This is a genomic window from Sphaerothrix gracilis Ecp01 (assembly GCF_030405905.1).
Lineage (GTDB): Bacteria > Cyanobacteriota > Cyanobacteriia > Phormidesmidales > Phormidesmidaceae > Sphaerothrix > Sphaerothrix gracilis.
In genome coordinates this window covers 180796-207208 of record NZ_JASATW010000005.1, presented here as the reverse complement: position 1 = coordinate 207208, position 26413 = coordinate 180796, and the positions used below count along the sequence as shown (strand labels likewise).

Sequence of the window (26413 nt, the reverse complement as noted above, 5' to 3'; positions counted from 1 at the left end):
AGCACACTGACTAACGCTTGCCAATGTACAGCGTCTAGGAAATCGCTTAATGGGCGGAGACAGTTTTAAGATTTCGATTATTGCCAGTGATTTATCCCGTCAGGGTGCTGGCCGCTGGGGCGGCGCTGTTAGACCGTTTTTGCTAGCACAGGCACTCAGGCAAGCTGGCTATCAGGTTGAGATTTTAGGCTTTTCGGACGAAGGCACTCCCCCGGCTGATTTACCCATTACAGCAGTAGCAGGCGGGGTTTACCCCCGGTTTTTTCGCTCTGCCCAAAAACTGCAGCAGCAGATCACAGGAGATTTGGTCTATGCCTATAAGCTCAAGCCCAGCAGCTTTGGCCTAGCTTTGACCTACAAGCTTAGAACCCGTAAGCCAATATTTTTGGACATTGATGACTGGGAGTTGAGCTGGCACGGGGGCGATCGCTGGCAGTATCCGTTTTCGCTGCGACAGGTGGCTCGGGATGTGCTCAAGCCAGAGGGCGCTCTGAGACAGCCCGACCACCCCCTCTATCTGCGCTGGATCGAGCGCTGCACGTCCTGGGCTGATGCCATTACCTTGCACACGCAGTTTTTGCGCGATCGCTTTGGCGGCGTTTATATTCCCAATGGTAAAGATACGGCTCTGTTTGATCCAGCCCATTACGATCCAGCCGCTAGCCGTCAGCAGTACGGGCTGAGTGATTATAAAGTGCTGATGTTTCCAGGGGCACCCCGGCCATATAAGGGACTAGAAGATATTTTGACGGCCCTTGATCTAATGGATCAGCCCGAATATCGGCTCGTGATTGTGGGTGGCAGTCCTTACGATGACTATGATGAACAGCTCATGAAGCGTTGGGGCCACTGGATTATTAAGCTCCCCGTCTTTCCAGCTGCCAAAATGCCAGAAGTGGTGGCCGCTGCTCATGTGGTGGTAGTACCCCAGCAGGATACCCCCGCCGCTCAGGCCCAGTTCCCGCTCAAGCTGACCGATGGCATGTCAATGGCTAAGCCAGTTTTGGCTACTCGGGTCGGCGACATCGCCGCCATTCTGCAGGATACGGGATATTTGGTGGAGCCTGGAGCACCCAGACAGCTAGCAGCCCAGGTGCAGCAAATTTTTCAAAACTATCATCAAGCTGTGACAAAAGGGCAACAGGCTAGACAGCGCTGCCTAAAATTCTACAGTATTGATTCAATGGCCAGCTTGCTGTTTGATTTAGTTCAACCCTATGCCGTTGCTCGGAAGGTCAGATAGTCCCAGGCTGTCTCTCACTGCGATTGCGAATCATTTTTTATACCAGCAGAGATTCAATATTGCTAAAAAATAGTCCCTCAGTGCACCCCTATGCAGATATCTCCTAATAAATTACTCCTCAAGTTTACGCTCAGGCATCCTGTTTTAGTTTTTCTAACTATTCTGCTGGAATTTTCGGGAGCTGTCTTCAATGGCGTCGGCACAACCTTAATTATTCCTGTCTTACTGGAGTTTTTAGGACAGGATTTAGCGCAGCCTGCCAACTTACCACCGCTGCTAGCGGACTTTTTTAGCCTCTTCGATCGCTTTCCAGACGGTCAGCGCATCATCTTCATGCTCGCTATCGTATTCTTCGCAATTTTTCTGAAGAATGCAGCCAACTATGCCAGCTCAATGACCAGTGCTAGCCTGATTCGCAGTCTGGTAAGAGACATCCGCCTAGAAGGCTTAAGCCTTTTGCTGGATGTGGATTTGGACTATCACTTTAAAATGCGATCGGGGGATATTATCCAGCGACTAAACGATCAGGTCAATCGCACCGCCTCGGCGATTAAAACCCTGATTGATATTGCCAGAATTCTGCTAAATATTGCCTTTTTTATTGTTTTGCTGTTGGCCATTTCGTGGCAGCTCACAATTGCTTCGACTCTCATATTCTCCCTAGTTTTTGTTGTCAATCAGTCGGCGATCGCCCGCGCCAGAAAGTTTGGTGAACGGCTGGCAGAAACCTCTAAGCTCTATTCAATTCGGGTGCTAGAAATGCTGAGCGGCATGCGCCTAGTCAGGTCAACTGCCAACGAGACTAAAGAGTTTAACCGGATTAAAGACCTGATTGTCGAGCGCGAAAAAGCCAGTTTTGAATCGCAGGCGAATTTTGCCCTGCTGGGGCCACTTAACGAAATCGTCAGCATTCTAGCGCTGATTGTGATGGTGATAGTTGGGCGCACTATTTTTGCCAATCGCCTAGACTCGTTAGCTACTATCTTGCTGACCTATATATTCCTGCTATCGCGCCTTATCCCCTTTATCGGTCAGCTCAATTCAGCTCGTGGACGGTTTTCTAATAACGCTGCCAGCGTAGAGGTGGTTTATGACTTTCTGCGCCGCGACGACAAGCCTTTTATGCAGAATGGCTCGGTGCCGTTTGAAGGGATCAGCCAGGAAATCCGCTTTAACCATATTTCTTTTCGATATCCTCAAACAGATACCTTCGTCGTCAAAGACATAGATCTGTGCCTGCCAAAAGGTTCGACCTTGGCCCTGGTTGGTTCGTCGGGAGCCGGTAAGTCTACCCTGGCCGATCTGTTGCCGCGTTTCTATGACCCCGATACTGGCAAAATTACGATTGATGGCTGCAATTTAGCGGATTTTGAGCTGGGCAGCCTGCGCCGCCGGATGGGGATTGTCAGCCAAGATACGTTCTTATTCAACGATTCAGTCCGCGACAATATCGTCTATGCGCGGCCCCAAGCCACTGATGATGAAGTTTTGGATGCGGCCAAGCGGGCCAACGCCTATGAGTTTATTAATCGTCTACCACAGGGCTTTGAAACTATCATTGGCGATCGCGGCGTTTTGCTTTCTGGGGGGCAGCGTCAGCGCCTTGCGATTGCTCGCGCCCTAGTCCAAGACCCAGACATCCTAATTCTAGATGAGGCCACTAGCGCGCTAGACACCATTTCAGAGCGCATCGTCCAGAAGGCGTTAGACGATCTGCGCCGCGATCGCACAACACTGGTCATTGCTCACCGTCTTTCCACCATCCAAAACGCGGATCAAATTGCCGTATTAGAGGGGGGGCGAGTGGTTGAAGTCGGCACTCACGAAGCGCTGTTGCAGCAGGGCACCTACTACAAACGACTTTATATGCTGCAGCTTAATGAATCTACCCAGCGCATGATCAAGGTAGCGCAAAACGAGCGGCTGACCCAGTTTTCCTATGAAATTCGCAATCACCTCAATACGGTATTAGGCGCGCTGCAGCTTCTATCTGACGGGCTAGCAGATGATTCTAAAGAGCGGAGCGAGCTAACCGAAGAGGCTTATCAGTCAGCTCTCAAGCTGCTGCAGCACCTAGAAACGGGAGAGAAAGACGTTAAGTCCTAAGCCATCACTCACTTAATGCTGTGGCGAGCAAAAGCAGCAAGTCGCGTTTACAGCTTGGGTACCTTGGAATAAGTGCTCTTATTGCTAGATTATCTTTGCTGAGGAAACTGCTCTACTACTGTCAGAGCAAGCATCAGGCTATGCTAACCAAAAAAATCAAGCAGCCGCGTCTAGAAATTCTGCTTTTAGTCGCTATCGCCATAGCTGTCCTCATTCGCGTTCTCTATGCGGGTGGGCGAGAACTCTGGTACGACGAAGTCTTGTCACTGCTGCTATCTACCGGACAGCGAGGAAACTACACAGCACCGCCTGATTTTCCGGTAGCCTTGTCTGACTATGCCCAGCTATTACAGTTACCCCCGTTTGCAAGCTGGCAGGATGCCCTTCTGCAGATTAAACCGCTTTTGCAGGGCATCGTGGGTCAAGAACCCCATCCACCGCTATTTTTTCTCTCCCAATACGTTTGGCTATTTATAGCAGGGAATGGCGAAGCTGGATTACGCAGCCTCAATCTGGGACTGAGCCTACTGGCAATCATGGGGGCTTTTGGCATGGGGCGATCGCTCCTAGGCTATCGGGGGGGATTGGTATTGGCTGCTTTGCTGGGGTTAAATCCTTTCTTTTGGTTTCATTCCCTCAACGTGCGGATGTATGCGCCCACCGTTTTTTGGGTGACTCTCAGCGGCTGGGCCACCTTAGAGCTTTACCACAGCCGTAGGCAACTCTCAAACCAACAGCAGTGGCTATGGTGCGGGGTTTTGACCACTGCCATCGTCGGTGGCTTGATGACTTTTTACCTGTATGCTCTGTGGCTAGTTGCGCTGGGCTTGCTCGCAACCCTAACGCTCAATCCGCAAAAACCCCCCTCCTTGCGGCTGCGTCGTCGCGGCTGGCAGTATGGGCTTTGCCTGCTAATAGGCGGACTGATTGTGGCGCCCTGGTATCTGTGGGGCTTGCCCCAGCAGCTCAACAATGCCGATCTCGATCGATTTTCCAGCAGCACGACTCTTCTAGATAGCCTGCTACAGCACGCTATAGGCGTCTTAGAAGTGGTTGGTACTCAGCTAACAGTAGGCGACTGGGCTATCCAACTGCCCCGATCGGTTCTGGTTATTATCGGGCTGCTGCTGCTGCTAGGGCTGGGTGGCATGGTTAAACAGCTCGTACAGTCCGGGCATCTGCAGCAGGCAGCCGTGGCGCTGGTGCTGGGTGGCTTGCCGCTGCTGTTGGCGCTGGGCCTAGATGTGATGAGCGGTCGCTCAACCTTGGCCTGGGGATATGGACGCAGCGTTATTTTTATTTTGCCAGGACTGCTGCTGCTGGTCACAACCTGGATTGTGCAACTGCCGCAGCGATGGCAGCGGGCAGTCATTATGATCTGTCTGCTGGTCTATCTGGGGCTTGATGTGGGAGATATGGTAGGGCGATCGCGGCAGGTCTTTCACCGAGTTGCCGGGGCAGTCGTCAATGAACCCACTTTGCTGGTAATTAACTCAGAGGCTTGGGGACATATCTGCCGTTTAGCCTACTATCTGCCAGCCGCGGCTCCTGTTGACTTACTAGCCACGCCACCCAAGGGTTTGCCAACGGCGCTCAACAGCGTTTTGACCGATGGGGCAGCCGCTCGCTACCGCCGGGTACTCTGGCTAGAGGCGCATGAACCCCTTTGGAACCAGCCTGAAACCCTGGCTGAAACCCGTCAAATTCGCCAGTCAGTCACAGCAGCACTCACTCCAGACTATAGGGCCGTAGAGCAGCAAGAACTGGCGGGCACCATGCCCCTTGATCGCTTTACCCTGACTGTCTATGAGCGTTCTTAAACAGCACTTCAATAGCCTTCATAGTACTTCCTCAGTATTTTTACTCCTCCAGTATTAAAAATGACTTACACCAATGCTTTGATTCCGACGCCCACTGGCCCCTTACAAATTGAGGCCGCTGATTCGTCTGTGTCATCGCTGCAGCTTTCGCTGATCATTCCTACCTACAACGAAAGCAAAAACGTTGCCAAGATCGTCGGACAGCTAACTCAGCTCTTAAATGTCTACCTACCAGGGGACTACGAGCTGATTCTAGTGGATGACGACAGCCCCGATCTGACCTGGCAGGTGGCGCAGCATTTAACAGCCCAATATCCGCAGCTGCGAGTCATGCGGCGAGAAACGGAGCAGGGACTGTCTTCAGCAGTCATTCGAGGCTGGCAGGTGTCACGCGGCGAAATTTTAGGGGTGATTGATGCTGACCTGCAGCATCCGCCGGAGAGCCTCATACAGTTATTGAAACATATGCAGACTGGCGTTGATCTAGCCGTTGCGAGCCGCCATGTTGACGGCGGCGGCGTCAGCGACTGGAGCGTGGTGCGGCGCTTTTTGTCGCGGGGTGCCCAAGTTTTGGGGCTGCTGATTTTGCCCGACGTGGTTGGCCGAGTTAGCGATCCCATGAGCGGCTACTTTATGGTGCGGCGCCGGGCCATTGCGGGGCCACACCTAAACCCAGTGGGATACAAAATCTTGCTAGAAGTGATTGGTCGAGGCCGGATCGAGACGACAGCGGAGGTGGGCTATGTTTTTCAGGAACGGGAGGCAGGGGATAGCAAAGTCACCTGGAAGCAATATGTGGCCTATCTGGAACATTTAGTCCGGCTGCGATCGCAGGGGCGCATCAGCCATCTCCGCCGCCAGCTGCCCATAGGACGATTTTTCCGGTTTTGTGCCGTCGGGCTGAGCGGCGTATTTGTGGATATGGCCGTGTTCTATCTGCTCAGCGATCCCAGTACGCTGGCCTGGGGCCTGACGCGCAGCAAAATCGTGGCGGCGGAAATTGCCATTTTCAACAATTTTCTCTGGAACGATGCCTGGACATTTGCTGACATCACCCAGTCTCAGCGGGGCTGGGGGCCTCGCGCTAAGCGTTTCCTCAAGTTCAATGCCGTTTGCCTATCAGGACTGATTTTGAACGTGCTGCTGCTCAATCTTTTATTCAACGTATTTTTCGACCAGCAGCATCGCTATTTAGCCAACCTGATTGCGATCGCAGTAGTCACCCTCTGGAACTTTTGGCTCAACCTGAAGCTGAGCTGGCGCGTTACTCAGGTCCCTAAATAGATCTGTTTAGGGCTGCACCACATAGGGGGAAGAAATATTCTCTAGCTCTCCCAGATAGACCAGAGCCTGGCTTAGGATGGCGGCGACCTCGGCCCTAGAGGCATCCTGATTGGGGTTGAGCTGAGACGCATCGGGATGGCTAACAACTAAGCCTGCTTCAGTGGCAGCGGCTATCTGATCGACGGCCCACTCTGGAATGGCATCGGCATCGCTAAAAGTTGAGGCTAAGATCGACTCAGCGTCCTCTGGCGCTGTCAGTCCTAAACCACTTGCGATCGCCACTAAAACTTGCACCCGTGGGATGGACTGCTCTGGCTGAAACTCATTATCGGGATAACCTTCCATAAAGCCAGCTTTAACCGTCTGATCGATAGACTGCGCCGCCCAGTAATCCTCTGAAATATCCGTAAAATTGATGGTTTCCTGACTTGAGGACATGGCAAACGCCTTTGTGAGCTGAGCAGCTAGCTCAGCCCGAGTGACAGGCTGCTCAGGCCGAAAGGTGCCATTAGTGAAACCTGAGATGATTTGCCGCGAGCTGAGGCGGTCAATAAACGGCTCTGCCCAATAATCTGAAGCCACATCGCTGAACTCCAGCGGTTCTGAAACCTCCCGCTCAACTGCATTGGTTTGAGCCGGTAGAGGGGGCGGGGTTCTGTCCGAAGGAGTAGGCACTACAACGGCAGGGCGATTAACAGCGCTTCTAGGGGCAACCTCTTCTGCTTCAGTCTCTAACTCATCTAGCTCGGCCTGACGCCCTAAACTTCTCAGCCGTGTGGGAAAGAGATTTGTGGGGCGATCGCCCTCTACAGCCCCGACAACAGCAGGATCATCAATGTCTAAGTCACTTAGATCCTCGTCGGCCAGCTCTCGCTCTCTGAGCGATAAACCAGTTTCAGCAGAATCAGCTTCGATAGAGGGTTGGGTTTGAAATCCTTCTGTCAGGCTAAAGCGAGTGCCTCGACGGGAAAGGCCAAAGAGCAAGATCAAACCCACCGTAAACAGTGAAATCACCACTGCTAGGAGTTCATCAAAGTCCAGCGGAGATCGGTTGGAGGGAGGTTCTTGAGGAGAATGTGACACGGCTGATTTGCTATGAGCGCAACAATTTTGTGTCCTCATCTTACCTAAACTGCGTCAAGACGCTATCCCTCTGCGCCAAAGAATCTATCTAGCGTATGAGCTGTCGTCGGTCACGGGCTGTGGCTACGGCAATCTGGGACACAGTCATGCTTGGCTGGAACGGAAATAAGCGATCGCCCTCTAAAAGCTAGCTCAATCCTGAGGGTCAAACCGCAAGCGATCGCCTGTGGCGCTAAGGATTTCAGGCTGCTGCCGGACAGCAAGGCTGTACAGTTGAAAGCAGTGACCCAGCTAGGAAATAACTGCTAGTGTCAGGCACTATCCCTTTGCTGATGACTATGACTACTGCCAATTTTTCAAAAGTGCCATGTCTAACCGTTTAGCTCAGTCTCAGAGCCTCTATTTGCGCAAACATGCTGACAACCCGGTTGACTGGTGGCCTTGGTGCGATCAGGCGCTTGCTTTGGCCGAGCAGGAAGACAGGCCCATTTTTTTGTCGATTGGCTACTCTAGCTGCCACTGGTGCACGGTGATGGAGGGGGAGGCATTTTCTGATCCGGCGATCGCCAGCTACCTAAACAGCCATTTTGTGCCCATCAAGGTAGATCGAGAGGAGCGCCCCGATATTGACAGTCTTTATATGCAGGCGCTGCAGCTGATGACCGGCCAGGGTGGCTGGCCGCTCAACGTATTTCTTTCCCCTAGCGATCGCGTTCCTTTTTATGGGGGGACTTATTTTCCAGCGGAGCCTAAGTACGGCAGACCTGGTTTTCTACAGGTGTTGCAAGCACTGCACCAGTTTTATACCAGCCGTCAAGGGGAGGTAGAAACGGTCAAATCTCAAATTCTGGCGAACCTGCAAGGCGCTGCCGGGGAGCTGCCCGCCGCCGCGCTTTCAGCGGGCCTCTTAAAATCTGGGCTGACAGCTAATGTGCGCCTGCTCAAACCCACACCGGGAAACAGCTTTCCCATGATTCCCCAAGCGCTGGCAGCCCTGCGCTATGCCCAGTTTGAAACCAGCGCAGCCCCCGAAAATGCCTATCAGCTCTGCTATCAGCGTGGCTTGGATTTGGCCCTAGGGGGGATCTATGATCATGTCGCTGGTGGTTTTCATCGCTATACCGTTGACCCTACTTGGACGGTGCCCCACTTCGAGAAAATGCTCTATGACAACGGCCAAATCGTAGAGTATTTGGCTGAGCTGTGGAGTGCAGGGGTCGAAGAACCTGCCTTTGAACGGGCGATCGCCGGGACAGTACAGTGGCTACAGCGAGAAATGATGGCCCCAGCAGGCTATTTCTACGCAGCCCAAGACGCAGATAGTTTCATTCATGCTGAGGCGATCGAACCGGAAGAAGGTGCATTTTATATTTGGCGCTATGACGAGCTGCAGGCGTTGCTGAGCGAGCCGGAACTGCAGCAGCTCACTGAACAGTTCACAGTTTCTGAAGCGGGCAATTTTGAAGGAGCTAACGTGCTCCAGCGGCAGCAGCCGGGCGAGCTGAGCCAGGCAGTTATTAGCGCCTTGACTAAGTTGTTTACTCACCGCTACGGCACCCCTCCCACCGAGCTAAAAACCTGCCTCAGCGCGCAGGATAACCAAGCGGCTAAATCAACTCACTGGCCTGGCCGCATTCCCCCCGTCACCGACACCAAAATGATTGTGGCCTGGAACAGCCTAATGATTTCTGGGTTAGCTAAAGCGGCAGCAGTCTTCAACCAGCAAGCCTATCTAGAGCTAGCCGGTCAGGTGGCTCAGTTTATCTTGACTCATCAGTGGCAAGGAGATAGACTCCATCGCCTGAACTATGGAGCAGCCCCTGTCCTCCCGGCTCAAGCAGAGGATTATGCCTGTTTAGTTAAAGCGCTCTTAGATATTCAGCAGGCGCAGATCGGCTTTGATGACTGCCTAACTGAGACTGATTGGCTGGCAGCAGCGGCCAAAGTGCAAGCTGAGTTTGACCAAAACTTTTGGGATGAGAAGCTGGGCGGCTATCAGAACACCGCTGAAGATGCCAGTGAAAATCTGCTAGTGCGAGAGCGTACCTATCAGGACAGTGCCATACCAGCCGCCAACGGCGTGGCGGTGAGCAATCTAATTCGTTTGGCTCTACTCAGCGAAGATTTGTCTTACCTCGATCGCGCCGAACAGAGTTTACAAGCCTTCAGCACTGCGATCGCCAAAGCCCCCCGCGCCTGCCCTAGTCTGCTCACTGGGTTAGACAGCTATTATCACCATACTCTCGTGCGCTCAGATGCTCAGGTACTGCGATCGCTGCTGCCAGAATATTGGCCCACCAGCGTCTATAAGCTGGAAAAGTCTCTACCTGCCGATAGCGTTGGGCTAGTCTGTCAGGGACTGACCTGTCAAGCTCCGGCTACTAGCCAAACGGAACTCAGACAGCAGTTGGCTGAGAGTATTCTACGGTTAGCTGAAGAGTGAGGCATTGGGACACTGGCGATCGCCAACGTTAGCCATAATGACTGTTGAGGGCAAAGCGTTAGGCTTGAGCACAGGGTCGCCTACGATAATGACTAAGGAATCATCCCCTCTAAAGCAACTCGCAGCTCTTCCGTCAGGTCAGCGACAGCGCGGCGGGCAGCGCGGGAATTGCCCTGGTAGTTGGGCCAGCGATCGCTCACCGAAATGGGTTCACCAATGGTCATCTGCACCCAGCGATCGCCTAGACGTGGCCGCTGCGGCAGCTTATCGCCCCGCACCCGCGCCAGCACGTCGAACAGCAGCAGCGCTGTTTCAGCCAGGCGCTCAAAGGAAGGCCTTTGGGTGACGTACTCACTGTTGATTGCCACCACGCTTTCAACCAGACGCATATGCAGCAGGCGCAGGCTAGCCTCCTCTGCGACCCAGTCCGCAAGTCCCTGTTCCAGCTTAGAAAGGGCCTGCAAATCGGTGATATCTTCTCGGTAGATATGCATCCAGCCGACTTCTTCTAAGCGACGGCAGCGATCCACCTGGTTGCCACGAGGCCGAATATTGAAATAGGTTTCGGCAACTTGCAGAGCCGTCTCGCGTAGAACATCTAGGCGGGCGGCTAGGCGCTCCGGCAGCGCAGCAGACTCTGACAAAGCTGGTACAGGTAATACCTGGTGGTAGAAGCGACTGTAGAACTGCTCTAGCTGCGTCAGCAAATGCTCCCCTAAACGCAAAAGGCGCTGGTAGCAGCGATCGCTACTGTCCGTTCCCATAACTGTCGTTTCAGCAGGCAGGCCGCTATCGGTTTCGAGCTGAGCTAGGAGCTGCCCTAACCGCTGCCAATCAGCCTGCTCGTAATAGTATTGAATACCAATGGGCACCACTACGACCGCTTCAGGTCGATTGGCCTTTTGCAAATCCTCCACGCACCAAAAGCCCAGCTGAGCCACGCCCGGCTCCAGCGGCCCCAACTGCTCGCTGTGACCATTGGTGGCCCCCTCCGGGGCTACCACCATCGGCGATCGCCCTTCCGCCATCAGCTTGCGGGCTGCTCGCAGTCCTGTCCAGTCAGGCCGTCTACCCCGGTGAATAGGCACACCGCCCAGCCGCGAAAGCAGCCAGCCCAGCCAGTCTCCGCCCCAAATCGTCATGCCTCGCTCGTAGACAAAATGGGTGTGGAGAGGCTGCTGCAAAGAGACACCTTGCTGCTGGGCTGCCTTGGGCACAGCACGAGAGAGCAAATGAAGGCCGCAGAGCGGATCATCTACCTCCACATGGCGGCAGGCCATCAAAAAGCGGATCTTACCGGCCTGAAACTGCTGATATAGCTCAACTAGCGTTTCGATGTGCTCAACCTCGACCCGCGAAATTCCCGCTGGTAGCCAAGGGCGCAGCCGCAGCCGCATCACGACCGGCAAAACCCAGTAGACCGCTTTCAAGATCCAAGGGTTGAAATTGGGCGCAATAAACTGCAGCTTCGGCTGAACCTGGCGAATGGATTGTGGCAAGCTAAGTCTCCGTGCAAACTAGGAATTTAGGGCCAATTGACTTCAGCCGGAGGGGTCAGGCCGGTCTGGTTGAGCCGCTGATCGAGCTGGCGAATCACGGCAAAATCTACCTCTGGAAGAAAAGCATTATCGGAAGTTGCGGCGGCAGCTGGCTTTTCTAAAAATTCAAAGGCGCGGCGAAATTCAGCCGGACTGGCGGCAATGGGACAATCAAGATGGCAAGGGATTACGCGCTGAAATGGCCACTGGGCGATCGCATCTGCCCAGCCCAGAACGGCCTGCGGCCCACGGTTAAAAATCAGCCCTTGCAAAATCGGGGCGACAAATAGCCGTCCCTGGCCGCGCAGCTTTTCAAAACATTGAGGCCAGTCAGCCTGCCAGCGAAAAGGATACAGGCCAAAGTAGGCTTTTTTGGAGCGATTGGGCGCTTTGAAGGCATTTTGGAGGGTTTTGCCTAGACCCACTACGCTTAAAACGCTGGGCCGAAAATAAAAAGTGAACAGCGCGATTCGATGCCAGCCTTTAATCCGGTTGGCGGGAGTATCCGCGATCGCTTCATGGGCATCGTCGCGGGCATGAAACAGTAGGGGATAGGGATCCGCCTGCAAAATGGCGGGCGGATCGTGGGGAATCGACATCACGGCATCAGTGACCAAGAGTGTCTGCGATCGCCGATGAAAAAAAGCCGCCTCAGCATAGGGACCTAAATTGAGGTTGATTGGCCCTAGCAGAGCATAGTCAAATTCGTCAGCAAAAGGAGCTTGGGCGCTATCTGATGGCAGAAACGTGGTGCGGCTGAGGGGAAAACCGAGCCAGTTGAGCGGCAAGTTCAGCGGAAAGCTCCACTGATTCGGCGCCACAAAAACCTGTGCCTGCGGAAAGCGGCGGGCAAACGGCCCTACAAAGACCTTGTGTTCGATCGCAGAAACGGTTGGCAGAATAACGTACTTCACCTGACCATAGGTGGCTTCTAGCTCGCGCATCAGGCTGACGCACTCCTGCGTGGGTGCTACTGGCGCATAGACCAGCAGACCGCCCGCCTCTAGCCGTACTACCGTCATGCGGATGGGCACCGCCACGTAGAAGATGCCCTGGCACTGGTCAAACGTCCAAATGGTTTCTTTGACCACCTCTTGGCGCAGAGTCCGTCGCTTGCCGTAGGGATAAAGCGGCACGGCTGGCCAAAAAGGCCAGGATCGACTTGCTGATGACTGTAACTGCGCTGCCAAACCGCCTCCTAGGCGTTATCCCAAATCCTGTACCAGAAGCCTATTGTAGGCTAACGGTAAAGATAACCACAAATTAGGCCAACCATCAGCTACGACCGGCATAGCGATGCAGCAGGCTATAGAAGAGTTGGGAGTTGAAGCTGCGCGGATCAATGCGGTTGCCGGAGCGATCGACGGCGCGATGGGTGGTAATGCGACTATCGGGAATGCTGCTGCGGGCAATCAGCCAGGCTAAAGACTCATACTGAGCCTGGGTATAACCACTGTGGGTCTGACCGTTACCGCGTCCGTCTGCTGGGGTTTCCAAGGAAATATGGTAGGCAAAATTGTTGACTGAGGCCGGAAAGTCCGGATTCGTCAGCACCGCTTCCGGGCCATTAGGGCCGTTGAAAACAGAGTTGCCCGCTCCAAAAGCACGTTTTTCAGGAGGGACAATATAGATAACGGTGCCGTCGCGATCGATCAGGGTATGGTAGCTGACCTGATCTTCGTCTCTGGGGTGGGGGGTTTGAAACAGATTGATGGCGCTGCGAGCTGAGCCAACCGTTTCATGAATGACTGCAATAAAATCGTTGTAGGCTGGACGACCATAGGCATCAGTGGCATAGCGATCGCCATAATTGGTCGGATCTGCTAGCGCCATTTCTTCGCGGGGCTGATAGCTAGGGACAGCTTGGGCGATCGCGGGGGGCGCTTCTACCGGCGTGGCAGCGGGGGCTGGCGCAGGCGTCTGACCGGCTTCTACAGGTATCTGACTGATTTCTAACTGTAAATCTAAGTCCTGACTCGCCTCGGTTTTAGCAGTCGGCTTTAGGGCTGCGTGGGCAGATTTTTCCATTAGCGGCAGTCCGGTGATCGTTTCTACAGGCTGCAGCCGATTAAACCCAGGCGATCGCACAATGCCGACTGTTGCAATACAGAAAACCAGCAGGCTCAAACCCCACACCCACAGTTGTCGTCTCATAGTGCCTTTGATTGAGTCGTAAACTATAAAGCTTTATAACTCAATTCTTGCTGACTCGGCATCTACTGATCCGGATCAAGTTCTAATTTCGCTAGCCACATTAGTCCGCTCAGGAAGACCAGCGATCAAGCGCCCGTTTCCCGCCCCAGCGCACCACGATTTCATCGTCAAAGCTGTCGGCGAGCTGAATAACAGTTGTCACAGAATGCTTCAGCTCGTCGAGGTCGCAGGTTGACCCCAAAAGGCTGTGTTCAAAGACAATGTCGTTCTCGCTATCGAGGGCAAAGCGACCAAAATAAATGCTGTTATTTTCTCGCAGCAAATAGTGGGTCAAATCCGGCGTAATTTCAATATCTGTGACTACATAGGAACGGGTCGTCACCAACGCTTCATCTTCCTGCCAGGCAATCACGCGCGTCGAGGCGACAGCCGATCCTAGATTAATAATAAACAGCGGTTCATCTTCAAAGGTGACAACGGCACCTTCAAACAATTCGTGCATCCAGGGGGTAATACGCTGGTAGCAGGCTTCTTGAGCGGCTGTTTTAAACTCCATGCAATTTTGCATCCTTGATGGGCGATCCCAATTGTCTCACTTCTTTTATAGGTATCAGTTGTGCTGAGGCAAATTCCAGGTAAAGCGGCTGGGATTTGCAGCAAATTCACGGCGGTTTCTGGCATTTGTCATCATAGAAGAGGTAGCTTGCTTGGCTTGACTGGAGGCAACTCTCAACAGCGATGTCAGAAACTTTTTCCGATGCCAATTTAGACCCGCTAGCCGATACCTTGGCCGTAGAGGACGATTTGACTCAAGCTGTTGAAAACTTTTCTGAGCTGCAGACGGACCTTTACTATCAGCAGGCACAACAGACCCTGCGAGATTTGGTCAATCGCCTAGATTTAACGCCGCGCGAACGCACTGGCTTAGAGACCCAAATTAGCAGTCTCAATGGCCTGCTCTATAAGTTAGAGAATACGGTGGTTCATATTGCTGTTTTTGGCATGGTGGGCCGGGGTAAGTCGTCTTTGCTCAATGCCCTAGTCGGTCAGCCCGTATTTGCCACCGGGCCAACTCACGGAGTCACCCAGCAGATCGAAAGTGTGGACTGGCAAGTAGACCAAGAGGCGATCGCCCATACGGACAACCAGACAATTTTGCGAGTAGTCCTGCAGGGCTTAGGCAATTCCCGTATTGAGCTAATTGACACACCCGGCATTGACGAAGTGAAGGGAGAAGCCCGCGCTGCTTTAGCTAAACAGGTGGCCCATCAGGCCGATTTGATTTTGTTTATTGTCGCCGGAGATATTACGCGGGTAGAGTTTGAGGCATTAAGGCAGCTCCGAGACGCCAGTAAGCCCATTCTGCTCATCTTCAACAAGATTGATCAGTATCCGCCCGCTGACCGCCAGCTCGTCTACGAAAAACTGCGAGATGATAGGCTGCGCGATCTGATTTCGCCCGATGAGATTGTGATGACAGCAGCTTCGCCTTTGGTGGCGATCGCCACCCGGACGCCAGAGGGCAAGCTGCAGCCGCGCTTAGAGCGCGGCCAGCCTCAGGTAGACGACCTCAAACTCAAGATTTTGGAGATTCTACACCGCGAAGGTAAAGCGCTGGTGGCCTTAAATAGCCTGCTCTATGCCGGAGAGGTCAATGAGCAGCTAGTCAGCCGCAAGCTGCAGATTCGCGATCGCGTGGCAGATGACACCATTTGGAACGGGGTGATGACAAAGGCGATCGCCGTGGCGCTCAATCCGATTACCGTAGCCGATATGCTGAGCGGGGCCGTAATCGATGTGGCCATGATTCTTACCCTATCGCGTCTCTACGGCATTGCCATGACTCAGTCAGGGGCGCTGAAGCTGCTGCAAAAAGTAGCAATTGGGCTAGGGGGCATAGGCGCTAGCGAAATGCTAGTGACGTTCGGCCTTAGCTCACTCAAATCTATCTTGAGCGCCTCGGCCTTAGCCACAGGGGGACTTTCCCTAGCGCCTTATCTGCCAGTCGCCATTACTCAGGCCGCCGTAGCCGGAGTCTCAACCTATAGCATCGGCCAGGTGATCAAGGTTTATCTGGCCAACGGAGCCTCTTGGGGGCCAGATGGCCCTAAGGCGATTGTCAACAGCATTTTAGAGTCCTTAGATGAGAGATCAATTCTCAGCCGGATCAAGGCAGAGCTGAGAGCCAAGTTAGAGACTCCCCCATAATCTCTCTATAGCTCTAATTTGTATTGTTCCTGTGACATTTCAATTGAGGGAAATCCTGTGACAAGATGAAGGAAATGCCCGATTTGAAACGTAACCGTAATGGACTCTGCCTCAAACATTCCTTTTGATCGCCTGCGGCAGCTACGAGCTGCTTTACTAAAGTTGCACAAAGCCTTGCTCGATTCAGAAAAAATTGTTTATGAACAAAGGCATGGCCGTATTCGCTCCAGCGGCGAATTTTTTCAGCTCGTGGTTGAACATGAGTGGTTTAGCTGGCTAAGAGCAATATCTAAGTTTATTGTTCAAATTGACGAAGCCTTAGATGCTAAAGAACCCATGACCTTGGGACAGGTGAATGCGCTGCTGACAGATGCCCGCCAGCTTTTGCGTCCGGCAGAGCAGGGTAATGAATTTGAGCAGCGCTACTATCAGGCAATTCAGCGCGATCCCAACATTGCCTTCATGCACGGACAGGTTTCTAACTTACTTTTAGATCGTTCTCATCGCTGAGCGCAGCTTGGCAAACGCTAAATAGAAGTTTGAGATCGAGCTGTTTAAAGATTATTCCGTTTAGCATTTTGGCCTGGGCGATCTGCTTAGATCTACAGCTTCTTTTAAGGTCATATCAGCAAGCCCAAAACTGGCGGTTTCAAAAGTACGCCTTTGTGCAATAGTGCTAAGCTAGAGAGAGTTAGTTTTCGGTAGAGCACGCTTGTTTCCATGTCGATTTCGATTTCGATTACAGGTACATCTCCGTTTGACTCGCTACATGTTGTTGACTAAGGAGATGTTCCTATGTCTGTTTATGTGGGCAATCTGTCCTACGATGTCACTCGCGAAGATCTAGAGCGAGTATTTGCTGAATACGGCAACGTTAATCGGGTAAGCCTACCCACCGACCGCGAAACCGGACGCCCACGCGGCTTTGCCTTTGTGGATATGTCCGCTGAAGCTGAAGAGGAAAAGGCAATTGAAACCCTAGACGGTGCCGAGTGGATGGGTCGTGAAATGAAGGTCAATAAGGCCAGACCCCGAAGCGAATCTGGCAGCAGTGGCGGTAGCTATCGTCGCAGCTCCTTCTAAGACAATCATTAAACGAGCCGGTCGCTAGAGTGGCTCGTTCCAGACTTTTCCAGGGCAGGCATTTTTTTGTCTGCCCTTTTGCTTTTATGGATCTAAATACCCAAGTAGACAAACGCAAACAAACGGTTTTCTCCCCTGGGCGATCGCTTCAGTTCGGTCTACAACAGAAGAAGCCGGATCTATCAGGTCTAAGCGTTTTCATTCACAGGTCAGCGCTACAATAACAGCGCATAGGTTTAGATCGCACGAAAGTTATGACGACGACTGCGCCTGCCAAAACTCAGTACGAAGCTGTCATTGGCCTAGAGACTCACTGCCAGCTCAGTACCGCAACCAAAATCTTTTCGCCCAGCTCCACAGAATTTGGGGCTGAGCCTAATACCTATATTGATCCAATCTGCATGGGGCTGCCGGGTGTTCTGCCTGTACTGAATCAGACCGTTTTAGAATATGCCGTCAAGGCAGGACTTGCGCTTAACTGTCAGATTGCTCCCTACAGCAAATTCGATCGCAAGCAGTACTTCTATCCCGACCTGCCTAAAAACTATCAAATTTCCCAGTTTGATCTGCCCATTGCCGAACACGGCTGGATTGAAATTGAGCTGACTGACAAAAAAGGGAAACCGCTGCTAGACGAAAACGGCAAGGCCAAAACTAAGCGCATCGGCATTACTCGCCTGCACATGGAAGAAGATGCGGGCAAGCTGGTACATGCCGGCAGCGATCGCCTAGCCGGATCGGCCTATTCTCTGGTGGACTTTAACCGAGCAGGGGTGCCCCTAGTAGAAATCGTCTCTGAACCCGATATGCGATCGGGGCAGGAAGCGGCTGAGTATGCCCAAGAGCTGCGGCGGATTGTCCGCTACCTAGGGGTAAGCGACGGCAATATGCAGGAAGGTTCGCTGCGCTGCGACGTGAATATCTCCGTACGCCCTGTAGGACAGCAAGAATTTGGCACGAAGGTAGAGATCAAAAATATGAACTCCTTCAGCGCCATTCAAAAGGCGATCGACTACGAGATTGAGCGCCAAGTTGCCGCTATTGAAGCAGGCGAGACTCTGGTTCAGGAAACCCGGCTGTGGGATGAAGCCAGCCAAAGCACTAGCAGTATGCGGGTGAAGGAAGGCTCTAGCGACTATCGCTATTTTCCAGAGCCGGATCTGCCGCCGATTGAGGTGACGCCTGAGCAGCTAGAGGCTTGGCAAGCAGAACTACCAGAACTGCCTGCAAGCAAACGGCATCGCTACGAAGAAGAATTAGGCCTGTCTGCCTATGACGCCCGCGTGCTGACCGACGATCGCACCATTACTGAATACTTTGAGCTGGCGGTGACCGCTGGCGCCGATGCCAAGGCGGCGGCCAACTGGGTCACTCAGGATATAGCAGCCTATCTAAATGCAGAGAAGCTAACAATTGCTGAAATTGCGCTCAAGCCCACGATGCTGGCGGAAATGGTGCAGCTGATTGATGATGGCACTATCAGCACCAAAATTGCCAAGGAGATTTTGCCCGACTTGCTCAAAGTGGGTGGCTCGCCGAAGCAGATTATTGAGGATAAGGGGCTGAGCCAAATTTCGGATAGCGGTGCTTTAGAGAAAATCATTGACGAGATTCTGACAGCTCATCCCGATGAAGTAGAAAAGTACCGAGCCGGTAAAAAGAAACTACAGGGCTTCTTTGTCGGCCAAGTGATGAAGCAGACCAGTGGCCGAGCCGATCCCAAAATGACCAATCAGATTTTGGGCAAAAAGCTAAATCAATAGGAAAACCGCCCTTTTCTTCAGAAAACTTTACATAGGGGGTGACACCCCTCCTCCCAGATGTGTCATAATCTGGTATGTAGATGCACCCTGATGGTAGGGAGAGCTGCTCGCGGCTCTCCTTTTTTTTGCCTAATTTTAGGGTCTACAGCTTTTCGCTGAAGAAAGTTTTAACTTTTTCCCAGGCATCCGCTGCCGCTTGAGAATCATAGCTATCGCGGCGATCGCAAAAGAAGCCGTGTGTTGCTCCCTGATAGCGAAAAATTTTGTGCGGAATTTGGTGCTGCTCTAGAGCCGCTTCGATCTGATCTACCTGCTCATTCGGAATCAGCGGGTCTTCGGTACCAAAAAAGCCGTAGAGCGTGCCGCTAATCTGGGGCGTCAGGGTCAAGGTAGGCTGCTCTCGCCCCGGCTGCATCGTCGTCACGCCCGCCCCGTAAAAGTCGGCAGCAGCTATCACGTCTGCCAGCGTGGCTGCCAGATAGGTGACATGTCCGCCAAAGCAAAAGCCAATACAGCCGACGCCTCCCGGCTTAGCATTCGCCAAAGCTCTAGCGTACGCGATCGCCCCTTGGATATCTCGCAGCAGCTCATCAGCCTGAGTGCCGTTTTTATATTTGCGTCCTAGCACCAAGTCCTCATCGCTGTAACCAACTTCAAAATTGGGAATCTGGCGATGGTAAATGTGAGGGGCGATCGCTACGTAGCCTTCTTTCGCAACGCGCTCAGTCACATCGCGAATATGGGCATTGACGCCAAAAATTTCCTGAATCACCACCACGACGGGAAACGCGCCTACTTCGACCGGCTGAGCTAGATAAGCTGGAATTTTGATGTCACCGCTGTCAGTTTCGACAGTCGCCGTTTTGATGTTGAGAGTTGCCATTGAGGTACCTTTGTCAGCAATAAACTACTGCGCTTGATCTAAAACTATTGTCTTAGCAAAGAACAAAACTGAAATTCTTCCTTATTGGCAAACCCTAGCTCCAACCTAAAATTGCCGACTCCGGCGACGGCATGAAACCCCAAGCCACAGTCGTTTGAGACCAAAACATTACAACCGAATTTTAGCGAACCCTGCGTCTACCTTGTATCCTGTATACAGAACAAAAATCTGTTCCAACTATTTTTATGCTTGATTCTTCCAGGGAGCCAACGCTTTGGGGCCGCTAGCTAAATCTCTGCAGCGCCGCAAATCTCTCTATGCTCAGACCTATGAAGCGCTGCGCGAAAGTATTTTGAGCGGGGCCCTAACCCCCGGCGATCGCCTGATTGAAACTCAAATCGCTCAGCAGCTTCAGGTCAGCCGAACTCCCATCCGTGAGGCCCTGCGCCAGCTCCAGCAGGAAGAATTGGTCACGGCTGATGCCAATGGCTGGCTGCGGGTAGCGACGGTTTCAGCGACAGAGGCTATACAGCTTTACAACTGCCGCATCGCGCTAGAAACGCTTTCTGTGACAGAAGCCTGCCAGCAGGCCAACCCTACCCAGCTAGCAGCCCTCGCCCAATGCGTGGAGCAGGCAGAAACCTGGGCCAAGCGATCGCCTGCCGGTCACTTAGGCCAGCAGCTTTTAGCGCTAGACTACCGCTTTCATCACCTGATTGCTGAAAGCTCCGGTAATCGCTGTCTGATATCACTCCTAGAGCAGGTCTTCAGCAAAATGATGCTGCTGCGCCAGCAGACGACCCGGCAAAATCCCAGCGTTCTAGAGGTACGACAAGAGCATCAAGAAATCTACCAGGCGATCGCCCAGCAGGATGTGCAAGCAGCGGTTGCCGCCATCACCTCTCATTTAAAGGCCAGTAAGGTCAGGGTCGTCAAAGAATTGCCGTTACCGTAAGCACGGGCCATGCCGGCTCCAGATTGAGCTACCGGACAGTTCCCCCATACTGGTCTCTAGGCGGCTGTAGCTGCTGGCGATAGAGACGGCGGTGCAGAATTTCTAAGCGCCCGCCCGCCTCTTGCATAAAAGCTCGCTGCCGTCGATAAAGTCCCTGAAAAAGGTTGGCAAATAGCAGCGTTGCGATCGCCACAATTAGCCCTGCAGCCGTAGAAATCAGCGCTTCCCCAATTCCCGCCGTCACCCCTACGGACTCAACGCCGCCTACATCACCCAGTCGTAAAGAGGCAAAGGCTTCAATGAGTCCCAGGACCGTTCCCAACAGTCCTAGCAGGGGCGCGACGCCAATAATCGTGTCAAAAACAGTGTTGAACCGCTTCAGTAAGGGCAACTCTGCCTGAGCGGCTGTCTCCAGAGCTAGGCGAAACTCCTCCGGTGTGGCCTGCCCCAGGCTAAGGGCCGCTAAAAAAATACGCACCAAAGGCAAATCCAGATTCTGCTTCAGCTTGGTCAAAGCCACCTGGGGATTGCTGGTATAGGCTTTCAACACCGCTGTAATGACTGGCTCCTGACGCTGCAGCAGCTTCCACCAAAACCAGCAGCGCTCCAAAATCAGCACGGTGGCTAGCAGAGAGAAGCCCAGTAAGGGCCAGATAACGACCCCACCTAGGGTAAAAAGCCGAAGCAAGGGCATAGATAGATGCCGAGAGATTATTGAGTGCCAGGGAAATGCTCAATCTGAGCGTAGCCGCTGAAGACGAGATCCGTTCCTTTTGTTTCCAAACGGTTGACCCGTAGCATCACCCCATCTAAGTTGAAGCGCTCTAAATCTACCATACCGTTGAGCACCTTCACGAATCCCTGAGTTAGAACCTTAGAGAGTCCCTGAACATCATCAGGCACATTGTCCGGTTCAAACTGAGCATCCTCAAACTGAATCCGCCGTCGCTTCTCGACTGTCACCTGAGCCGACAGGCTGATAGGAACATCCTGACGATTAGGCAAATCAGTAACGGCCCAGATCTCTACCCGCTGGTTGGGCTTTAGCTTTAGCCGTACGTCTCGAAAGGAAATAGGTTCCCCCCCTGACAGATTTGTTAGCTCTTCATGGGTGACGTTGGTGAGGCGCTTTTGTACCAGTTCAGCCTCAAAAGCTTTATTGATAGCTGCTTCGGATAGCACCACCTGAGCGATCGCTTGGGTAGGCTGCCGCAGGCGAATTTTGCCCCCCAGCAGTGCCCCAACGTCGATTGCCACCGCGTCAGTCTCGAAAGACATTTCCTTCGTTTCAAACTCACGCCGAATCACCAATCCTTTACCCTGCATCTTGAAGCTATCAATGCTGCCCTGCAGCATCTTGCTCGCCGGAGAGCAGCGAATTTCCACCTCTACCTGCTCACTAGATGTAAACAAGTGACGAATGGACTGGCTGGCGACGGAATTGAGCATCCGTTCGCCGAAGTCAGCATTAGGAGATTGTTTGAACCCGGTCAAACCGCCAAGCATCCTTTACGAGACCTATGGATGTACCACCCTATTTGTAACAAAGTGTGAAGCAATTTGACAAAGATCTGGCTGTTTAAATTGTTTTATAGGTTTCATCATACCTCGCATCCAAAGTGCTAAATGCCTGATCTGGAACGAATTTGTGGGTTTGTAAAATATCAATTAGCTTTACCTGTCGTTCCAGCAAACAAACATGGCCGCTGTTCGGCAAAAGTGAAATCTGGGCCTGAGCGATCGCTTGCTGCAGTTTTTCCGCTTCTGCCACTGAAGGTAAAAGCCGATCGGCGCGGCTAGCTACAATCAGCGTTGGCTGCTTGAGCTGCCTCAACCGGACCCAGTCGGGTTTGAACAAACTGAGCAGCCTCAACCGTCCACGAGCGCTTTTCTGGGTCACGGCCTGCATCGCGGTCAGCAAAGCCTGGCAGTGATGAATCTCAATGCGATCAAAGGCAGCAAGAAAAGGAAGTAACCCAAAGGCTGAGACGTAATACAGATAGTAAGGCAGCGCCGGTAGCAGGTCAGCCCCCCAACCCATCCAAAAGTGCTGGCCAAAGGAGGAAGCGGGATTAATCAAAATCAGGTGGTGAAATATTTGCGGATAGGTAGCTGCAATCTGTAGCGCCAAGCAGCCCCCAAAAGACTCACCACACAGGTAAACAGGGCGTCCAGAAATATGATTTTGGCTGAGAGCCTCCGCTGCCGTCCGGGCCAGGGTCACCCAGTCTGAGTCGTCATCCGGCGGAATCATCAGGCAGTAGACGTCAAAGTAGAGCTGCAGATCGGCTAGCTGGGGTCGCAATGAAACATCTGTCCCGTCCATACCGGGTAGAAACAAAAGCACAGGCAAATGAGGACGGATAGAGGTCAGCCGCAGCAGGTGAATATTAGACTGAATTGTCGGCATAGCTAATTGAAGCTCGTAATCCCAAATGGTGGCGGCTGCCTTGGTCTAATATAAGCCCTGGCGCAACAGTCCAGCGATCGCCTGCTGGCAGTCAAGGGTAAGTTCCTCGACCACTTCGGTTGCCTGCTTACCGCGATATTGCTGCCGCTGGGTCGGCGTAATCCAGATGGGTTTACCAATTAGCACATCAACGCGATCGTAGATTACGACCGGATGAAAGCCTGTCTGGTCGAACAGAGGTTCAGAGGGATCGAATAGGCCAAAAAACCGCAAGGGGATGGGCGAAACCATGCCTTTTTCCGGAGAAGCGATCGCAACTGGCAGAACGGGCAGTTCCTCAATCGGTGCTCTCAGCGCTAAGTGAGCAAAGCCCCGATGGAAATCATAAACACTGGCAGGATGACCCATCTCTACCATCGACCGCGTCCCTTCGGGAAAAATCCCCACCGACTGTTGGCTTTTGAGCAGGCGAACAGACTGCCGGAAAAAGCTCAAGTGCCGCTGTTTAGGTTCGGCCAGCGGAAAACCGCCAAGCTGCTCTACAAATTCTTTCAGCAGGGGTACCTGCCCCATGTAGTGATGGCAGGCAAATCGGATCGGTCGCTGCAGCGCATCCATTAGCACCGGCGCGTCTAGAAAGCTGCGGTGATTGCTGATAATGATCGCCTGAGCGGACGGAATTCTTTCAGCATAGTGAGCCGTTGTTTGAGTCCCAAACAGCGTCAGCAAGCCATGCGAAAGTGATAAAGGGCTATCCAGCATCTTTAGTTGGAACGAAGGGAACATAAAGCATCATCCTAAAGTTAGACTGCGCGCTTCAGTCTTGATAGATCTTCGTGAAATGATGCAATCAAAGCCATTGAAAAAACCTTGAAGCCTGCAAAGACCTCGAAAACAAATAATCAGTAGCGGCGTAAAAATAGAGATTTACATACGTTTACATTTCCATCATAATCAATTTTGAGAGTAGCGAAATCCTCCCCAAGTCGGGACTGCTATCGCCATAGGGCGTCAACCTAGCTGCCGTGCAGCTTTTGGATAGATCATAGTAAATTATGGATCTGGCTATGAAGTTAGCTGTTTATCCAGGCAGCAGTTGTAGAGGATACAGGGCTGATTATGGACATCATTAATTTGGCCTTATACCAAGTTGGTTAGGCAGATAGGTCAAAAGCGCTGTGGATGAAAAACTTCAGCTGGCAAATAGAAATTTCTGTTTGTGGAGAACTGTTAACACTTGTCGACAACCTATTCAAATTCAGTAGATTCGCCTTTTTTTCCCGTTTTGATGGTATCCGGATTCAGATTTTTATCGAAAGCCTGAGAGAAGTTAAAGATTAGTGCCCATCTGAGTTTTATGCAGGCATACTAGAACTAGTTTTCTAGGATCTTCACTGAGTAAGAAATAAAAACTTTCTTTAGATATAGAACGCCTAGTTTATAACAGCCTGAACTTTTCAAGCTGCGAAACACCTCCTCCCCTGGCAATGATGGACTTCTAGCTGCCGATTAACCAGGAACTATACTTGTGGTTTTTAGGACCCTTAATAATTTGGATATAAAATATCATGCTTAATCATCCTTCTAGCTTCGAGCACGAAGCCCTCTTCACGCCAGAGCAGGTTTTAGAAAACCGAGGCCGGGTTGCCATTTTTATTGACGGCTCTAATCTGTTTTACGCAGCCCTGCAGTTAGGCATCGAAATTGACTACACCAAGCTGCTCTGTCGCCTCACGGCGGGATCTAGGCTGCTGCGCTCTTTCTTCTATACCGGCGTCGATCGCACCAATGAAAAGCAACAGGGGTTCTTGCTGTGGATGCGACGCAATGGCTATCGGGTCATTTCCAAGGATTTGGTTCAGCTTCCAGACGGTTCCAAAAAAGCCAATCTGGATGTTGAAATTGCGGTAGACATGATGGCGCTAGTCGGTGCCTACGACACTGCCGTGTTGGTCAGCGGCGATGGCGACCTAGCCTATGCGGTGGATGCGGCTAGCTATCGCGGCGTCCGAGTTGAGGTTGTCAGTCTGCGCTCGATGACCAGCGACAGCCTGATTAATGTCTCGGATCGCTACATCGACCTTGACTTAATTAAAGACGACATCCGGAAAACGCCCCGCAGCCATCCCTACACCTATCGCCCGCTCTCTAGCCTTGGCTTTTCGGACGAGGAAGAACACCAGCACGAACTCAGCTAGCGCTGTGGAGTTCTAGAATAGGTGACGTTGCTGTTTTAGCCGCGATCGCGGTTAAGACACAGCACATGTCGCAACTGCGCAATATTCTCTGCCATCGAGCACTATCAGCATGGGAAAATGGTATCGCCTAGCCGGTGTAGTGGTTCTGATTGCGGTGATTTTGGGGGGCGTTCGCGCCTGTCAGCTAGCCAATCAGCGCCCGCTGGCTACGCCTGAAAGTACAGCCGATGACACTGCAGAAGCCGGACTAACCCTTAAAGATGTCACGCTGGAGCAGCCTGACGAAAACGGCAACCTGCTTTGGCGGGTTCATGCCGATGAAGTCACCTACAGCCCTGATCAAAAAGTGGCCAAGGTGACTAATCCGGATGGTGAGCTATTTCAAGATGGCCAAGTGATTTACCGGGTCAAAGCCGATCGCGGCGAAGTCCGGCAGGATGGAAAATCTATTTTCCTGAAAGACAATATTCTGGCGACAGGCGTTCAGAACAAAATTGTCCTCAAAGGGCAGGAGCTGGAATGGCAGCCAGAGCTAGATTTGATGACGGTGCGTAACCAAATCACGGGCACCCACTCCCAGCTCAAAGCGGCGGCCCAGTCAGCCAAAATCTATAACCGCGAAAATCGGCTAGAGCTTGATCAAAACGTAGTTGCCAACACCACCGAAGCGCCTTTTCTGCGAATGGAGGCCGAAAAGCTCACTTGGCTGATTAATGAAGAGCAAGTCAGGAGCGATCGCCAAATTAAAGTCGAGCAGCTTAAGGACAATCAGGTAAGCGATCGCGTTATAGGCCAGCAGGGGGAAGTAGATCTAGCAGAGAAAGTGGTGCAGCTCACTGAAGATGTCAAGCTAGAGCTGTTAGAACTGCCGCTGGAAATTTTTAGCCAAGTGGCGATTTGGAATGTAGAGCAAGCTCAGGTTGTGATTCCGGCAGCTCTCCAAGCTAACCAGCCCCAGCAAAAAGTGCAGATCAGCGCCAGCCGGGGAGAACTCAATCTTGATCAGCAGATCGTCTATTTAACTCAGGGCGTCAATATTGTGGAGGGCCAGCAGTCCCAGCTACAGTCAGACAGCGTTACCTGGAATCTAGACTCTCAGCAAGTTGTCGCGGAAGGCAACGTCAACTATCAGCAAAGCGAGCCGCCAGTACAGGTACGAGGCCCCCGCGCCGTCGGACAGCTAGACGAGGAAACAATAGTCATCAGTGGTGGCCGGGTGGTTACTGAGATTACACCCTAATC

At 52.4% G+C, this 26413-nt stretch carries 22 protein-coding genes; 12 read left to right on the top strand and 10 right to left on the bottom strand.

Annotated elements, in window-relative coordinates; all coding sequences use genetic code 11:
- Nucleotides 1–49: 49 nt before the first annotated feature.
- The 4 genes from QJQ48_RS07400 (at nt 50) to QJQ48_RS07385 (ending at nt 6453) form a co-directional block, all read left to right on the top strand.
- Nucleotides 50–1243, top strand: coding sequence for a glycosyltransferase (locus QJQ48_RS07400; protein WP_346290570.1), 1194 nt, complete (start codon nt 50–52; stop codon nt 1241–1243).
- Nucleotides 1244–1333: 90 nt separating this feature from the next.
- Nucleotides 1334–3349 (top strand): ABC transporter ATP-binding protein, encoded by a 2016-nt coding sequence (locus tag QJQ48_RS07395; protein ID WP_346290569.1) that lies wholly within the window; start codon nt 1334–1336, stop codon nt 3347–3349.
- Nucleotides 3350–3489: 140 nt separating this feature from the next.
- Nucleotides 3490–5169, top strand: a complete 1680-nt coding sequence (locus QJQ48_RS07390; RefSeq protein ID WP_346290568.1) for a glycosyltransferase family 39 protein — start codon at nt 3490–3492, stop codon at nt 5167–5169.
- A 60-nt stretch (nt 5170–5229) separates the two neighbouring features.
- Entirely contained in the window at nt 5230–6453 is a 1224-nt protein-coding gene (locus tag QJQ48_RS07385; RefSeq protein ID WP_346290567.1) for a glycosyltransferase, read from the top strand.
- 6 nt (nt 6454–6459) lie between these two features.
- Here the strand turns inward: QJQ48_RS07385 and QJQ48_RS07380 are convergent, their stop codons facing one another.
- Nucleotides 6460–7536 carry an S-layer homology domain-containing protein gene (locus QJQ48_RS07380; protein ID WP_346290566.1) on the bottom strand — a complete coding sequence of 359 codons (1077 nt, stop codon included), beginning with the start codon at nt 7534–7536 and terminating at the stop codon, nt 6460–6462.
- A gap of 367 nt (nt 7537–7903) precedes the next feature.
- Between QJQ48_RS07380 and QJQ48_RS07375 the strand changes: the two genes are divergently transcribed.
- Nucleotides 7904–9979: a thioredoxin domain-containing protein gene (locus QJQ48_RS07375; protein ID WP_346290565.1), complete on the top strand. Its 2076-nt coding sequence runs from the start codon at nt 7904–7906 to the stop codon at nt 9977–9979.
- Nucleotides 9980–10071: 92 nt separating this feature from the next.
- Here QJQ48_RS07375 and QJQ48_RS07370 read toward each other — a convergent pair whose 3' ends face one another.
- From QJQ48_RS07370 to QJQ48_RS07355, 4 genes are all read right to left on the bottom strand, one after another.
- Nucleotides 10072–11478 carry a lysophospholipid acyltransferase family protein gene (locus tag QJQ48_RS07370; protein ID WP_346290564.1) on the bottom strand — a complete coding sequence of 469 codons (1407 nt, stop codon included), beginning with the start codon at nt 11476–11478 and terminating at the stop codon, nt 10072–10074.
- Nucleotides 11479–11504: 26 nt separating this feature from the next.
- Complete coding sequence (locus QJQ48_RS07365; protein WP_346290563.1) at nt 11505–12653, bottom strand: DUF4336 domain-containing protein; 1149 nt, start codon at nt 12651–12653, stop codon at nt 11505–11507.
- Nucleotides 12654–12792: 139 nt separating this feature from the next.
- Nucleotides 12793–13671: a peptidoglycan recognition protein family protein gene (locus QJQ48_RS07360; RefSeq protein WP_346290562.1), complete on the bottom strand. Its 879-nt coding sequence runs from the start codon at nt 13669–13671 to the stop codon at nt 12793–12795.
- 109 nt (nt 13672–13780) lie between these two features.
- The gene (locus QJQ48_RS07355; protein WP_346290561.1) at nt 13781–14227 is read right to left on the bottom strand and encodes a T3SS (YopN, CesT) and YbjN peptide-binding chaperone 1; all 447 of its coding nucleotides are present in this window, start codon (nt 14225–14227) and stop codon (nt 13781–13783) included.
- Nucleotides 14228–14409: 182 nt separating this feature from the next.
- Here QJQ48_RS07355 and QJQ48_RS07350 point away from each other — a divergent pair, with 182 nt between their 5' ends.
- The 4 genes from QJQ48_RS07350 (at nt 14410) to gatB (ending at nt 18725) form a co-directional block, all read left to right on the top strand.
- Complete coding sequence (locus tag QJQ48_RS07350; RefSeq protein ID WP_346290560.1) at nt 14410–15879, top strand: DUF697 domain-containing protein; 1470 nt, start codon at nt 14410–14412, stop codon at nt 15877–15879.
- Between the two features lie 99 nt (nt 15880–15978).
- Nucleotides 15979–16389 carry a hypothetical protein gene (locus tag QJQ48_RS07345; protein WP_346290559.1) on the top strand — a complete coding sequence of 137 codons (411 nt, stop codon included), beginning with the start codon at nt 15979–15981 and terminating at the stop codon, nt 16387–16389.
- A 285-nt stretch (nt 16390–16674) separates the two neighbouring features.
- Complete coding sequence (locus QJQ48_RS07340) at nt 16675–16962, top strand: RNA-binding regulator (RefSeq protein ID WP_346290558.1); 288 nt, start codon at nt 16675–16677, stop codon at nt 16960–16962.
- 254 nt (nt 16963–17216) lie between these two features.
- Nucleotides 17217–18725: an Asp-tRNA(Asn)/Glu-tRNA(Gln) amidotransferase subunit GatB gene (gatB, locus tag QJQ48_RS07335; protein WP_346290557.1), complete on the top strand. Its 1509-nt coding sequence runs from the start codon at nt 17217–17219 to the stop codon at nt 18723–18725.
- A 142-nt stretch (nt 18726–18867) separates the two neighbouring features.
- On the opposite strand, the gene QJQ48_RS07330 is transcribed toward gatB, so the two are convergent.
- Nucleotides 18868–19608 carry a dienelactone hydrolase family protein gene (locus QJQ48_RS07330; RefSeq protein WP_346290556.1) on the bottom strand — a complete coding sequence of 247 codons (741 nt, stop codon included), beginning with the start codon at nt 19606–19608 and terminating at the stop codon, nt 18868–18870.
- 274 nt (nt 19609–19882) lie between these two features.
- On the opposite strand from QJQ48_RS07330, the gene QJQ48_RS07325 reads away from it, so the two are divergent.
- Nucleotides 19883–20563, top strand: a complete 681-nt coding sequence (locus QJQ48_RS07325) for a GntR family transcriptional regulator (protein ID WP_346290555.1) — start codon at nt 19883–19885, stop codon at nt 20561–20563.
- A 28-nt stretch (nt 20564–20591) separates the two neighbouring features.
- Here the strand turns inward: QJQ48_RS07325 and QJQ48_RS07320 are convergent, their stop codons facing one another.
- The 4 genes from QJQ48_RS07320 to QJQ48_RS07305 form a co-directional block, all read right to left on the bottom strand.
- Nucleotides 20592–21257, bottom strand: a complete 666-nt coding sequence (locus tag QJQ48_RS07320) for a MotA/TolQ/ExbB proton channel family protein (protein ID WP_346290554.1) — start codon at nt 21255–21257, stop codon at nt 20592–20594.
- 17 nt (nt 21258–21274) lie between these two features.
- Entirely contained in the window at nt 21275–22069 is a 795-nt protein-coding gene (locus tag QJQ48_RS07315) for an LmeA family phospholipid-binding protein (RefSeq protein ID WP_428843030.1), read from the bottom strand.
- 73 nt (nt 22070–22142) lie between these two features.
- Nucleotides 22143–22973 (bottom strand): alpha/beta fold hydrolase, encoded by an 831-nt coding sequence (locus QJQ48_RS07310; protein ID WP_346290552.1) that lies wholly within the window; start codon nt 22971–22973, stop codon nt 22143–22145.
- A 45-nt stretch (nt 22974–23018) separates the two neighbouring features.
- The gene (locus QJQ48_RS07305; protein WP_346290551.1) at nt 23019–23735 is read right to left on the bottom strand and encodes a lysophospholipid acyltransferase family protein; all 717 of its coding nucleotides are present in this window, start codon (nt 23733–23735) and stop codon (nt 23019–23021) included.
- Nucleotides 23736–24541: 806 nt separating this feature from the next.
- Here QJQ48_RS07305 and QJQ48_RS07300 point away from each other — a divergent pair.
- Nucleotides 24542–25171 carry a LabA-like NYN domain-containing protein gene (locus QJQ48_RS07300; RefSeq protein ID WP_346290550.1) on the top strand — a complete coding sequence of 210 codons (630 nt, stop codon included), beginning with the start codon at nt 24542–24544 and terminating at the stop codon, nt 25169–25171.
- Between the two features lie 109 nt (nt 25172–25280).
- Nucleotides 25281–26411, top strand: a complete 1131-nt coding sequence (gene lptC / locus QJQ48_RS07295; RefSeq protein ID WP_346290549.1) for an LPS export ABC transporter periplasmic protein LptC — start codon at nt 25281–25283, stop codon at nt 26409–26411.
- Nucleotides 26412–26413: the final 2 nt, after the last annotated feature.